Below are 12573 nucleotides of genomic sequence, written 5' to 3'. Positions count from 1 at the left end.
GTTGCGTGTCGTCAGTCCAAAGCCCTCAAAGTGAGCTCGTTGGTGCGTTGTATCGCGACCATCGCGGTTGGCTATTGGCCTGGCTGCGGCGCAACGTGGCCTGCCCACAACGGGCCGAAGACCTGAGCCAGGACACTTTCGTGCGCTTGCTGGGTCGTGATGAACTGAAAGAACCTCGCGAGCCCCGGGCGTTTCTGGTGGCGATCGCCAAGGGCCTGCTGTTCGACTACTTCCGCCGCGCCGCGCTGGAACAGGCCTACCTCACCGAATTGATGCTGATCCCCGCAGGCGAACAACCGTCGGTGGAAGAGCAACAACTGATCCTCGAAGACCTCAAAGCCATCGACCGCTTGCTGGGCAAACTCTCGAGCAAGGCCCGGGCGGCGTTTCTGTATAACCGGCTCGATGGCCTCGGCCATGCAGACATCGCCGAGCGTCTGGGTGTGTCAGTGCCGCGTGTTCGTCAGTACCTGGCCCAAGGTATTCGCCAGTGCTACATCGCCTTGTACGGTGAGCCGGTATGAGCCCGGTCAGCTCCAAGCCTGTGTCGGCGCAGGTTCTGGATGCCGCGATTGCCTGGCAACTGTCGCTGGATTCCGGCAATGCGGTGGAGCGCGAAGAGTTCGCCAAATGGCATGCGGCCCACGAAGAACATGCTCGGGCCTGGCGTCAGTTGGGCATGCTCGACCAGCGTTTCAGCGTCGCCAACGGCCCAGCGCGCACCGCCTTGCTGCAGTCGCGTGAAGGCATTCGGCGGCGGGTGCGCAAGCTGGGCAGTGGCCTGGCCAGCATCGTCGCGGTGGTCGGCCTGGCGCTGTTCGCCGGTGAGCGTTATCTGCCCATCGACTATTGGCTGGCCGACCAGCGCACTGCCACCGGCGAGCAGCGCACCCTGCGCCTGACCGACGGCACGCTCATCAACCTCAACACCCACAGCGCGGTGGATGTGCGCTTCGACGAGAAGCAGCGGCGGATCGTCCTTCAAGAAGGGGAAATCCTCGTCGAAACCGGCCATGGCGATGCCCGGCCGTTTATCGTCGAAACCCGCGAAGGCAGCCTGCGCGCACTGGGCACGCGGTTCCTGGTCAAGCGTGAAGACCAAGGCACGCGCCTGAGCGTGTTGCAATCCGCGGTGGCGGCTCATCCCGAATCGAGCTCCGAGGAACAGATCCTGCGCGAAGGCCAGCAAGTGCTGATGCGCAGCAATGGCCTGGGGCCCATCATCGCGCTCAACCTCGGCGCCGATGCCTGGACCCGCGGCATGCTGGTGGTGGACAACACGCGGCTGGAGGATCTGGTCCAGGAGCTCGGCCGCTACCGTCGCGGGCATCTTGGCGTCACGCCAGAAGTCGCCGACCTGCGCATCACCGGCAGCTTCCCGCTCAACGATACCGACAAGGCGCTGAGCGCACTTTTACCGACGCTGCCGGTGCAGATCGAACGGCACACACCTTGGTGGGTAAGGGTCGCGAAGGCCGAGACCAAGCCCTGAGTTCAAGCCCGCTAAATGATCGTTCCCACGCTCCTGCGTGGGAATGCAGCCCGTGACGCTCCGCGTCACATTCAAGAGCAGACGCAGAGCGTCCATAGAGGCATTCCCACGCAGAGCATGGGAACGATCGGCTCAGATGACTGAATCAAAATTATTTTCCTCCTGCCCTATCACTTTTTGATTCTCGTCCGGCATCCAGGCAATTGAGAAATATTTCCATTCAGGAGCCGCTGTATGTCCCGTTCGCTAGACACCGTGTTGCGCCCCCATTTGCTGGCGGTCGCCATTGCCCTTTGTGCCCCTCTGGCCAGCAGTCAGTTGATGGCGGCCGAACAGGCGTCCAGCGTTCGCGCCTACAACCTGCCGGCTGCGCCACTGGCCAATACTCTGAACCAGATCGCCAGCCAGGCCGGCCTGGCGTTGTCGTTGAATCCGTCGCTGGCAGCGGGCAAGACTTCGGCGCCAGTGAAGGGCCAGTTCGACGCCACCGGCGCCCTGCGTGAAGCCTTGCGCGGCACCGGTCTGCAACTGGAACAAAGCAGCGCCGGCACCTACAGCCTGGTGGCCGTGCCCGAAGGCGTGATGGCCCTGCCGGAAACCGCCGTCATCGGCGTGGAAAATGCCGAAACTGCCTGGAGCCCGGTCGAAGGTTACGTTGCCACACGCACCGCCGCTGGCACCAAGACCGACACCGCGCTGGTCGAAGCGCCGCGTTCGATTTCCGTGGCCACCCGTCAGCAAATGGAAGATCGCGGTGTGCAAAACCTCGATGACGCTGTGCGCTATATGCCTGGCATCGTCGCCAGCAGCTACGGCAGTGACACTCGAGACGACTGGCTGCGGGTACGCGGTTTCGAGCCGACCCAGTTTCTGGATGGGCTGCCCCTGCCGAGAGGCGTTTACGCCAACCCGAAACAGGAAACCTGGAACCTTGATCGCCTGGCCCTGCTGCGCGGCCCGGCCTCTTCGGTTTACGGCCAGACCCCGCCGGGCGGCCTGCTGGACATGGTCAGCCGCCGTCCCAGCGCCGAGTCGAGCCATGAAATCCAGCTGCAATACGGCAGCGACAACTATCGTCAAATCAGCTTCGCCAGCACCGGCAAGATCGATGACGAAGGCCGCTTTCTCTATGGCCTGAGCGGTGTATTGCGCGACAGCGGCACACAGGTCGATCACATCGACAACAAACGCTACAACATTGCACCGAGCCTGACCTGGAACATCGACCCTGACACCAGGTTCACGCTGCTGACGCAATTTACCCGCGACGACACAGGCATCACCAGCCAGTTCCTGCCGGTGCAAGGCACGAAGATCCGTTCGCCGCTCGGCGATATCTCCCATCACAAAAACCTTGGAGACCCGGACTGGGAATACTACGACCGCACCTACTACGCACTGGGCTATGCCTTTGAACACCGTTTGAATGATGTCTGGCAATTCAAGCAGAACCTGCGTTACACCAAGACGGACCTGTCCTTCCAGGCCCTTACGCCGGGCGCCTACCCGTTCACCCAGGTTGATGCCCAGGGCAACGTGGGTCGTACGAGCACCAGTGTCGACGAGGACATCAGCCAGTTCGCCGTGGACAATAACTTCCAGGGTGACTTTGCAACCGGCGACATCCGCCACACTCTGCTGATCGGTCTGGACCACCAGCGTACCAACAGCAACTACACCTCGATCTTCGGCGACGGCCTGACCACCAACGTCAACAACCCGATCTATGGCCAGCCAATCGTTCGCCCGTCGCGCTCGACGGCGTTCTATGACTATGACCAGAAGACCTACCAGACCGGCTTGTACGTCCAGGACCAAATGGCCCTCGACCAATGGCGTCTGACCCTCGGTGGTCGTGAGGACTGGGTCCACACGGGCACCAGATTCTTCAACAAGGGTGATGCCACCAACACCGAACGGGACAAGAAATTCAGCGGCAACGCAGCGATCAGTTATGTGTTCGACTCAGGTCTAGTGCCCTACCTGTCCTACGCCGAGTCGTTCCAGCCGACCAGCAAAGCCACCGCATCGCCGACCGAGTCGTTCAAGCCGACTGAAGGCAAGCAGTGGGAACTGGGCATCAAGTACCAACCGCCAGGCAGCAACACCCTGCTCACGGCTGCGGTCTATGACCTGACCCAGAAAAACGTCTCCGTCACCACGACTAACTCGGACAACGTCTCGATTACCAGCCAGACCGGCGAAGTAAAGGTCAAAGGCCTGGAGCTGGAAGCCGTTTCCGACGTCACCGACAACCTGAAAGTCATCGCCGCCTACACCCTGGCCAAGTCCGAAGTGCAAAAGGGCGACTTCAAGGGCAATCGCCTGCAACTGATGCCTGACCAGCAAGCGTCGCTGTGGGCCGATTACACCTGGCACAACGGTGTGCTGGATGGTTTCGGCATCGGTGCCGGTGCACGCTACACCGGCAATACTTATGGCGACCAGGCCAACACCTGGCTGGGCAAGGCTGATGCCTACACGGTGTTCGACGCGGCGGTCCATTACGACCTGGGCCGTCTGGATAACAGTCTGAAAGGTGCGTCGCTGGCACTGAATGCCACCAACCTGTTCGACAAGGACTACATCTCCACTTGCGACAGCTTCTACTGCTACTACGGCGACCAACGCAGCGTCGTCGCCAGCGCTACGTACAAGTGGTAATCGCCTGAACTGACACGTGCCACGACCAGGCCGTCCTTCGAGGACGGCTTTGGTCTTTCTGAAGGCAATGAAATGAAGAGTAAAACCATCCGCCGCTGGTCATTCGTTCACACCTGGACCAGCCTGATCTGCACGGTATTCCTGCTGATGCTGGCCCTCACCGGCCTGCCGTTGATCTTCCACCACGAGATCGACCACCTGCTGGGCGATGCCGCCGAGTTGAAAGCAATGCCGGCCGATACCCCGCAGCTGGATTTGCAGCAGTTGGTGCAGGCCGCTGAAAAACATCGCCCCGGCGAGGTCATGCAATATTTCGGCTACGACGACGAAGACCCCAACGGCGTGATCGCAATCATGGCGGCCACCGCCGGCACCGAGCCCAACTCGTCCCACACCTTCATGCTCGATGCTCGTACCGGCGAAGCGCTGGAGATGCCGTCGGCCAACGGCGGGCTGATGATGGTCATGCTGCGCCTGCACGTGGACATGTTCGCCGGCCTGCCGGGCAAGTTGCTGCTGGCGTTCATGGGCATCCTGTTTGTGTTGGCGATCGTCTCCGGCACGGTGTTGTACCTGCCGTTCATGCGGCGTTTGAAGTTCGCCACCGTGCGCCACGACAAATCCACCCGTCTGCGCTGGCTCGACCTGCACAATCTGATCGGCGTGGTGACCCTGACCTGGGCGCTGGTGGTCGGCGTTACAGGCGTGATCAGCGCCTGCGCCGACTTGCTGATCGCCGCATGGCGCAACGACAGCCTGAGCGCGATGATCGCGCCCTATCGCGATGCGCCGCCACTGACGCAATTGGCGCCCGCGAGCCGTTTGCTCGACATCGCCAAAGACGTCGCGCCGGGCATGCAACCGGACTTCATCGCCTTCCCCGGCACCCGGTTTTCCAGCGAACACCATTACGCCGTGTTCATGAAAGGCAGCACCCACCTGACCTCGCATTTACTGACGCCAGTGTTGATCGACGCCAGCACCCTGCAAGTCACGGCGGTGGCCGAGCGGCCGTGGTACATGGACGCCATGGGCATGTCGCAGCCGCTGCACTTCGGTGACTACGGCGGCATGCCGATGAAAATCCTCTGGGCGATCCTCGATGTGCTGACCATCATCGTGCTCGGCAGCGGGGTTTATTTGTGGGTGGTGCGGCGCAAGGCAGCCCAACCTGTGCTCGATAAAGTGGAGAGCGCAGCATGAGGCCGAGGCAATCGAGTTTCTGGAAGGTCTTCGCCACGCCCACGGTCATCGCCCTGCTCAGCGCCGCCGGGCTGTTTGCCGCGTTACTGGGCGATGGCGTGTGGGATGCATTGAGCTGGCTCGGGCTGGGCCCCCCTGCCGCCCTCGCCTTGCGCGGGTTGCTGCAACGTCACTGAACGGCTCGCTCCCACACTTAAACACTAAAGCGCTATGCTCCCGACACTGTCCATGATCGAGATGCCGACATGTCCGCTCCCAGCATGACCTTGTTCCACAACCCCGCGTCGCCCTTTGTTCGCAAAGTCATGGTGCTGCTGCACGAGACCGGTCAAACCAACCGCGTGGCGCTGCAAGCCAGCCAGCTCACGCCGGTCAGCCCGGACCCGGCTCTCAACGAAGACAACCCGTTGGGCAAGATTCCGGCGCTGCGCCTGGCCGACGGCAATGTGTTGTACGACAGCCGGGTGATCCTCGATTACCTCGATCACCAGCACGTCGGCAATCCGCTGATTCCTCGTGAAGGCTCGGCGCGCTGGCGGCGCTTGACCCTGGCCTCTCTGGCAGACGGGATCATGGATGCCGCCGTGATGATTCGTTATGAAGTGGCCCTGCGCGCCCCGGAAAAACATTGGGACGCATGGCTCGACGGTCAGCGCGACAAGATTCGTCGCGCCCTGGCGCTGCTGGAGGCCGACGCGATTGCCGAGCTGACCAGCCATTTCGATGTGGCGGCGATCAGTGTGGCCTGTGCCTTGGGTTATCTGGATTTGCGCCATCCGGATCTGGAATGGCGCAAGGAAAATCCAAAGTTGGCAGAGTGGTATTTCGAGGTGAGTCAACGGCCGTCGATGATTGCGACGATGCCCAAGGTTTGATCTTTGGCCGGCCATGCCGACCTCAGAAGATCGCAGCCTTCGGCAGCTCCTGCGCCGAACGTGTGTTCCTGTAGGAGCTGCCGCTGGCTGCGATCTTTTGATCTCTGTGCAAACAACCCGGCAATCCGCGTCGCCAACACCTCCCCCACCCGTTGATCCTCGCGCAACCCCAACCACCGGCTCACTCCACGGCACCTATATCAAAGTCCAAAGGCTTCGCGGTTTTCTGCCCGATCCCGTACCAGTCCAGCTTACGGGTCAGCACCATGAACACGCCCAGCAGACCGAACAATAGCAGCGAGCCCATCAACAGCGCGTAATCCTCGGCACTCAACAAGCCGTAAAGCAGCCCATACAACGCCGCCAGCCCCGCTGAAAAGCTCAAGCCGTGACGCACGCTGCGCAGCACATGGCAGACATAAAAACCGATCAACGCCACACAGCCACTCGCCGATAGCAGATACGCCAGGGCAAAGCCGATGTGTTCAGACAGCGACAACAGCAACAGATAGAAGAACGCCAGCGCTACACCCACCAAGGCGTACTGCACCGGGTGTACCGCCAGGCTTTTCAGCACTTCGAAGAGGAAGAAACCGGCGAAGGTCAGGACGATGAACAGCAGCGCGTATTTGATTGCCCGGTCGCTTTTCAGGTACTGGTCCACCGGGTCGATGAAACTCACGCCGAAACTGCGACCGTTGAACGCCTCGCACTGACCACCGGACACGCAACTGTTCAACGCCTCTTGCAGGTTGGTGGAGAAAAACGACGTCTGCCAATTGGCCGTAAAGCCCTGATCGGTGATTTCCCGCTGGGCCGGCAGGTAATTGCCGATGAAGCTGGGGTGAGGCCAATTGGCGGCCAGTGACACTTTGCTGGTCTTGCCCACCGGCAGAATCTGCAACTGGCCGGTGCCTTGCAGACGCAAGTCGAAACCGAATGCCAGCTCCGTGGCCTGTTGGGTGTCCAGCACCGGCAACGTCACGTGCACACCCTCGCCCAGCCAACCCACCTGGCTACCCGGTACAAAATCCAGCTTCTGGCCATTGAGTTCGAGTTTCAGGGCATTCTCGATGCCGCGAATGTCGCTGATGCCGACAGCCAGGAACGGTTGATCGAAGCGGTAGTCGGCGAAATCTTCCTTGATGCCCAGTTGTACCGGAACCGAAAAATGCCCGCTGATGCGGTTGTCGGCATGGAATAGCCGCGCCTCGTAGATGCCCCGGGCGCGCAGCTCGGTCTGGACCTGGCCGTCGAGTTCGAAACGCTCCGGCAGGAAATACAAACGTCCGCGCTCCTCGCCGACATCCTGATAACGCTGGTTGGTTTTTTCGTTGGTTTTCCAGGTACGCACCGTCTTGCGATAGGGCACCACCATCAGCGGTCCGCTCAATTGCTGGCTATAACTGGAACTGCGGGCGATGTCTTCGAGTACACCGTCACGCAGTTGCTGGCGCTCCTGGATCACGCCGTTGATCATCAGCAACGGGATCAGCAACAACAGAATCAGCAGGGCAATTGCCCCGAGTTTTAGGGTCAGGCTTCGGTTCATGGGACTCTCCCTGTTTGGATGGGGAAAGTCTGGATTGGGTATGTGGGAGATTTGTGGGGCGAATGTGGAGAGTGTGTGGAGTTTGCACTCGGCGTAGGAGCTGACGAAGGCTGCGATCTTCAGCGGCCTGAAGGCAACCGCAAACTCACTTGAACGCCGCCATCGACGTTACCGATACTCATCGCACCGCCATGCAGCTTGACCACTTCTTCAACGAAATTGAGCCCCAACCCCGTGCTCTTGCGCCCACTGTCCGGGCGCGGCAGTGAGTAGAAACGCTCGCTCAAGCGTGGCAACGCATAATCGGGAATCGCCTCGGCCTGGTTGAACAGCCTGAACTCAATCTGCTCACCGACTCGTTCGGCACAAAATCGCAGCACGCCATACGCCTGGGTGAAGTCCAAGGCATTCTCCAGCAGATTGCCCAGCGCCTGGCGCAACAGAAACGGCTCGCCGAGCAGATTCAGATCCGCTGCAATTTGCCGTTCCACACGCAACTGCTTGCCTTCGATTCGCGCAGCCTGCGCGCTCAACAGTTCTTCCACCAAGCCCGCCAAGGGCACCGCCACCCGCTCCTCCAGTCCTTGGCGTTGTTCAACCTGCGCCAGGTTCAACAGCCGTTCGATCAACTGCTGCATGCGCGCACTTTCGCTGTCGATGTTACTGACGAAGCGCTGCTGCTGGGCCGGCGGCATTTCGCCTTGCAGCAGCTCCGCCGCGCCACGAATCGCCGCCAGCGGGCTTTTCAATTCATGGGTCAGGGTGTGCACATAACGCTCGACGTAAGCCTTGCCTTCGAGTTGGGTGCGCATGTGCTCCAGCGCCGTGGCCAGTTGTTCAAGCTCGCCGCCACGGTAATGCGGCACCTCGACCCGGCGGCCTTCACTGACGGCCTGGGCATAGGCCGTCAACCGTCGCAGCGCCGCGCTCAGCCACCAGGACAACAGCGCACCGAACAACAAACCAAGGCCGATCAGCCCGGCGCCATACGCCAACAATCGCCGTTCGGTGCGATCAACATACGGCTGCAGTGAGCTGTTGGGTTTGGCCACCGTCACCACGCCGATGATCTGGCCGTTGTCGCGAATCGGTGCCCCGACGTGCATCACCGACGAGTTCGAATCACCCGGATTGCTGCGCGTCGAACGCGCGCCATACTCGCCACGCAGGGTCAGGTAGACGTCGTTCCAGCGCGAGTAGTCCTGGCCCACCGCAATACCGCTGGAATCCAGCACCACAATGCCCTTGGCATCGGTTACGTAAATGCGGTGGTTGACCTGATTCTTCGACAGGCCCCAGATTTTCGCCTTCGGTTGCCGCTCGCCATAAGCCTTGAGCAACTCGGGCCAGCGGTTCTGGCTGAGAGTGCCGGCCTTGAAGTCGTCACGCAGGATCTCGGCCATCAGGTTGGCGGTGTCCACCAGGGTTTCTTCGGTGGACTGGCGCACACCGGGGCGGATTTCTTCCATCACGGTATTGAGCACGAAGTAACCGGTCAGGCCGATGAACAGCACGTAGACCAGAAAAATCCGGATCCCCAGTGACATCAGCTGTGCCCCGGGCAGTAGCTGTAACCGAGGCCGCGATGAGTCTGGATCGGCTCGGCGTCAGCCTTCACCAGGCGCAATTTGGCGCGCACGCTCTTGATGTGGCTGTCGATGCTGCGCTCGTAACCGGCATCGGCGGCCACGCCCAGCGCATCGAGCAATTGCTCGCGGCTGAAGACTCGCTCAGGTTGTTCCAGCAGGCATTGCAGTAAACGAAACTCATGGCGAGTCAGGCTCAGCGGCTGGTTGCGATAGCTGATCTGCACCCGTTCGCCGTCGATGCGAAACAGCGCTGACGCCACCTCCGCCACCGGTCGTGGCGCCATGCGCTTGAGAATCGCCCGGACCCGCGCCGCCACTTCCCGAGGGCTGAACGGCTTGACCACGTAGTCGTCGGCGCCGATTTCCAGGCCCACCACGCGGTCGATCTCGGCGTCACGGGCACTGAGGAAGATCACCGGCACGTCGCTGAAACGCCGCAACTGCTTGCAGGTCTCGAAACCGCTGATATCCGGCAGGCCGATATCGAGAATGATCAGGTCGGCCGGCGTGGCGCGCTGATGTTCGAGTGCCGCCGCGCCAAGGCTCAACCAGGTGGTGGTGAAGCCCTCGCCCTGCAAGGCGAAAATCAGGGTGTCGGCAATCGCCGCTTCGTCTTCGACAATCAGGATATGAGGCATGGCGTCCGAGCCCGGCTATTAAGTTGCCGAACGGTGCCCCAAGGCTGATTCGCCGTCAATCAGCAGTCGGGTTTGTCGGCTGTAAAGCGACGCGCCGGGTTCACTGCCGCGCCGAACTCACGCAGGGCTTTGGCGCCGATCAGCAGCGGGTAATTGAAGCTACTGCGGTCGGTCAGGTTGACCTCGACGGTGCGCTTGACGTTGCCCAGGCACAGTTCCAGATCGACCACCGGACGCCTGGTCACTTCGCTCACGTCCTTGTCTTCATCTTCTTCATCGGCACGGCTTTTGATCTTGCTGATCCGCGCGACCTTGTGTTCGTAGACCTTGTTGCTCGCGCCTTTGGTGGCGAGGCGAAAGCGCACCCACTCGTCGCCGTCGCGGGTGAAGGTTTCGATGTCTTTGGCCGACAGCGACGCGGTCAGGGCGCCGGTGTCCATTTTGGCCTTGAGGACTTCACCGCCGATTTCCGGCAACGCGATGTATTCATAACGCCCGTACAGGGTCGGCTCAGCAGCCAGAACCGGCAGGGCCACGAGGGCAAGCAGTGCAAGGAGAGATTTCACGTAAGGGGCTTCCTTGGAGAGTGGGCAGCGGGATTTTAGAACCGTTGTCTGGACGATCGTTCCCACACTCCGCGTGGGAATGCCTCATGTGACGCTCTGCGTCACGCTTTGGACGCGGAGCGTCCCGGGCTGCATTCCTTTGCTGCGCGTGGGAACGATCGGTACAAGGAGGTTACTGGTGCCAACGTGAAACATTCGTCACCACCGATTTGGTCTGTCACCCGAAGCTGCTTATCATGGCGCGCCCACACGCTTTCAAGAGTTATCTATGCGCCGCCTGCTCACCGGCTGTCTCGTTACCCTGCTGCTATTGCTCAACACGCTGGTCCTGTTCGGGCCTTTGATGGTGTTCGCGCTGCTCAAACTGCTCCTGCCCGGGCGCTTTCGTGATTACGCCTCGTGGGCGGTGATGTGGATTGCCGAAACCTGGGCTGAAATCGACAAGCTGATCTTCCGTCTGTGCATTCCCACCCAATGGGACATTCGCGGCGGCGATGAGCTGCGCGGCGACACCTCGTATCTGGTGATCGGTAACCATCAGTCCTGGGTCGATATCCCGGCGCTGATCCAGGCACTTAACCGACGCACGCCGTTCTTCAAATTCTTCCTCAAGAAAGAACTGATCTGGGTGCCGTTCCTGGGCCTGGCGTGGTGGGCGTTGGACTATCCGTTCATGAAGCGCTACAGCAAGGCGTTCCTGGAGAAGCACCCGGAGCTGGCCGGCAAGGACCTGGAGATCACCAAACAAGCCTGCGAGTTGTACAAGCGTCAGCCGGTGACGGTGGTCAACTACCTGGAAGGTACCCGCTACACCGCAGCGAAAAGCGCCCAGCAGCAGTCACCGTTCACCCACCTGCTCAAGCCCAAGGCGGGCGGCGTGGCGTTCGTGCTGGCGGCGATGGGCGAACAGCTGGACGCCATTCTCGATGTGACGGTGGTGTATCCGCAGCAGAAGATTCCGGGGTTCTGGGATTTGCTCAGCGGCAACGTGCCCAAGGTGATCATCGACATCCACACCCGCGAACTGGACCCGGCACTGTGGCAAGGCGATTACGAAAACGATCCGGTGTTTCGCGAAACAATCCAGAACTGGGTCAACCAGCTCTGGATCGAGAAAGACCGGCGCATCCAGGCACTACGCGCCGAGGGCTGACTCAGCTACCGGCGCCAGTGCCCCAGATCCCGCCGAGGTTTTGCAGCAACGAACCGGCGACGCCTTGCTGACCGAGGTATTGCAGGATCACCGGGGCAAACACGCCGACCATCCCGGTGTCCATGCCCAAGGCGCTGAAGGCGTTGTTCAGGTCCTTGGTGTCCTTGACGTTACCCAGCAAGCCATCGAGCAACGCATTCTTCTCCGAGCCCGCACCGAGCAGCCCACCCAAGCCAGTCAGACCACTGATCGCGCTGTTGCCGGCGATCTGAGCGAGGCCCGGCACGTTTTTGCTCAGTTCGGAGAAGTCCTGGCCGCTAAGCTGATTCCTCGCCAGCCCCAGCATCGCACCGGCGCCGCCGATGGCCTGTTCCGGGGTGATGTCGAGTTGCGAGCCCAGGGTATTGAGCAAACCGGCCGCCTTGGGCGCCGCCGCCACGATGCCATTGACATCATCGGCCTCGACACCCTCAACATCCTCGTCGTCCTGCATCGTCGACACCGCCTTGACCGCATCGCTGAGGCTGAACTGTGCAAAGGCCGGGCTGGCGGCCAGCGTCGTCAATGAAGCGACAGCCATGAGCGATGCCAGTGCAAAACCGCGTGAAACGTTCATCCAGACATCCTCTTGTGCCATGAAAAACCGCTCGGTAACGGGAGCGGTAAAACTGCCGATTGGACCGGATGTGCGCCGGCATGTTCCTCATCTGCGCGGGCATTTTCCCCCAGGTGGCCTCGATGAAACCTGCCCCTTGGGACGCAACCGATGAACGGTATGACCGAACCGGCTGCCGCTCCGCCATCGCTTGAAAATGGCTATTCCCCATCCCGACGCTGAACA

The 12573-nt window shown here is 61.0% G+C and carries 12 protein-coding genes; 7 read left to right on the top strand and 5 right to left on the bottom strand.

Annotated elements, in window-relative coordinates; genetic code table 11:
- The first annotated feature begins 5 nt into the window (after positions 1-5).
- The 6 genes from PMI21_RS19235 (at position 6) to PMI21_RS19260 (ending at position 6234) form a co-directional block, all read left to right on the top strand.
- Positions 6-524: an RNA polymerase sigma factor gene (locus PMI21_RS19235; RefSeq protein WP_033063900.1), complete on the top strand. Its 519-nt coding sequence runs from the start codon at positions 6-8 to the stop codon at positions 522-524.
- Entirely contained in the window at positions 521-1492 is a 972-nt protein-coding gene (locus tag PMI21_RS19240; protein WP_007936451.1) for a FecR domain-containing protein, read from the top strand. The genes PMI21_RS19235 and PMI21_RS19240 overlap by 4 nt, the downstream gene beginning before the upstream one ends.
- A 234-nt stretch (positions 1493-1726) precedes the next feature.
- Positions 1727-4156 carry a TonB-dependent siderophore receptor gene (locus PMI21_RS19245; RefSeq protein ID WP_007936449.1) on the top strand — a complete coding sequence of 810 codons (2430 nt, stop codon included), beginning with the start codon at positions 1727-1729 and terminating at the stop codon, positions 4154-4156.
- Between the two features lie 72 nt (positions 4157-4228).
- Complete coding sequence (locus PMI21_RS19250; RefSeq protein ID WP_007936448.1) at positions 4229-5359, top strand: PepSY-associated TM helix domain-containing protein; 1131 nt, start codon at positions 4229-4231, stop codon at positions 5357-5359.
- Positions 5356-5535: a hypothetical protein gene (locus PMI21_RS19255; protein WP_007936447.1), complete on the top strand. Its 180-nt coding sequence runs from the start codon at positions 5356-5358 to the stop codon at positions 5533-5535. The genes PMI21_RS19250 and PMI21_RS19255 overlap by 4 nt, the downstream gene beginning before the upstream one ends.
- A gap of 69 nt (positions 5536-5604) precedes the next feature.
- Positions 5605-6234 (top strand): glutathione S-transferase, encoded by a 630-nt coding sequence (locus PMI21_RS19260; RefSeq protein WP_007936445.1) that lies wholly within the window; start codon positions 5605-5607, stop codon positions 6232-6234.
- 181 nt (positions 6235-6415) lie between these two features.
- On the opposite strand, the gene creD is transcribed toward PMI21_RS19260, so the two are convergent.
- From creD to rloA2, 4 genes are all read right to left on the bottom strand, one after another.
- Entirely contained in the window at positions 6416-7786 is a 1371-nt protein-coding gene (gene creD / locus PMI21_RS19265) for a cell envelope integrity protein CreD (RefSeq protein WP_007936443.1), read from the bottom strand.
- Positions 7787-7905: 119 nt separating this feature from the next.
- On the bottom strand, positions 7906-9333 hold the full coding sequence (gene creC, locus PMI21_RS19270; protein WP_007936442.1) for a two-component system sensor histidine kinase CreC: 1428 nt from the start codon (positions 9331-9333) through the stop codon (positions 7906-7908).
- Positions 9333-10013 carry a two-component system response regulator CreB gene (creB, locus tag PMI21_RS19275; RefSeq protein WP_007936441.1) on the bottom strand — a complete coding sequence of 227 codons (681 nt, stop codon included), beginning with the start codon at positions 10011-10013 and terminating at the stop codon, positions 9333-9335. The genes creC and creB overlap by 1 nt, the downstream gene beginning before the upstream one ends.
- 59 nt (positions 10014-10072) lie before the next feature.
- Positions 10073-10579: a retropepsin-like aspartic peptidase RloA2 gene (gene rloA2 / locus PMI21_RS19280; RefSeq protein WP_007936440.1), complete on the bottom strand. Its 507-nt coding sequence runs from the start codon at positions 10577-10579 to the stop codon at positions 10073-10075.
- A gap of 268 nt (positions 10580-10847) precedes the next feature.
- On the opposite strand from rloA2, the gene PMI21_RS19285 reads away from it, so the two are divergent.
- The gene (locus tag PMI21_RS19285) at positions 10848-11732 is read left to right on the top strand and encodes an acyltransferase (RefSeq protein ID WP_007936439.1); all 885 of its coding nucleotides are present in this window, start codon (positions 10848-10850) and stop codon (positions 11730-11732) included.
- Position 11733: 1 nt separating this feature from the next.
- Here the strand turns inward: PMI21_RS19285 and PMI21_RS19290 are convergent, their stop codons facing one another.
- Positions 11734-12348 (bottom strand): DUF2780 domain-containing protein, encoded by a 615-nt coding sequence (locus tag PMI21_RS19290; protein ID WP_007936434.1) that lies wholly within the window; start codon positions 12346-12348, stop codon positions 11734-11736.
- Between the last annotated feature and the right edge of the window lie 225 nt (positions 12349-12573).

Source organism: Pseudomonas sp. GM18 (genome assembly GCF_000282195.1).
GTDB lineage: Bacteria > Pseudomonadota > Gammaproteobacteria > Pseudomonadales > Pseudomonadaceae > Aquipseudomonas.
The sequence above is the reverse complement of the archived record's forward strand: the minus strand, read 5'-3'. Positions and strand labels throughout refer to the sequence as shown.

Bases quoted from the DNA above. Each gene is read 5' to 3' on its own strand.
- PMI21_RS19240 (WP_007936451.1), top strand. From the start codon at position 521: ATGAGCCCGGTCAGCTCCAAGCCTGTGTCGGCGCAGGTTCTGGATGCC.
- PMI21_RS19245 (WP_007936449.1), top strand. From the start codon at position 1,727: ATGTCCCGTTCGCTAGACACCGTGTTGCGCCCCCATTTGCTGGCGGTC.
- PMI21_RS19250 (WP_007936448.1), top strand. From the start codon at position 4,229: ATGAAGAGTAAAACCATCCGCCGCTGGTCATTCGTTCACACCTGGACC.
- PMI21_RS19255 (WP_007936447.1), top strand. From the start codon at position 5,356: ATGAGGCCGAGGCAATCGAGTTTCTGGAAGGTCTTCGCCACGCCCACG.
- PMI21_RS19260 (WP_007936445.1), top strand. From the start codon at position 5,605: ATGTCCGCTCCCAGCATGACCTTGTTCCACAACCCCGCGTCGCCCTTT.
- creD (WP_007936443.1), bottom strand. From the start codon at position 7,786: ATGAACCGAAGCCTGACCCTAAAACTCGGGGCAATTGCCCTGCTGATT.
- creC (WP_007936442.1), bottom strand. From the start codon at position 9,333: ATGTCACTGGGGATCCGGATTTTTCTGGTCTACGTGCTGTTCATCGGC.
- creB (WP_007936441.1), bottom strand. From the start codon at position 10,013: ATGCCTCATATCCTGATTGTCGAAGACGAAGCGGCGATTGCCGACACC.
- PMI21_RS19285 (WP_007936439.1), top strand. From the start codon at position 10,848: ATGCGCCGCCTGCTCACCGGCTGTCTCGTTACCCTGCTGCTATTGCTC.
- PMI21_RS19290 (WP_007936434.1), bottom strand. From the start codon at position 12,348: ATGAACGTTTCACGCGGTTTTGCACTGGCATCGCTCATGGCTGTCGCT.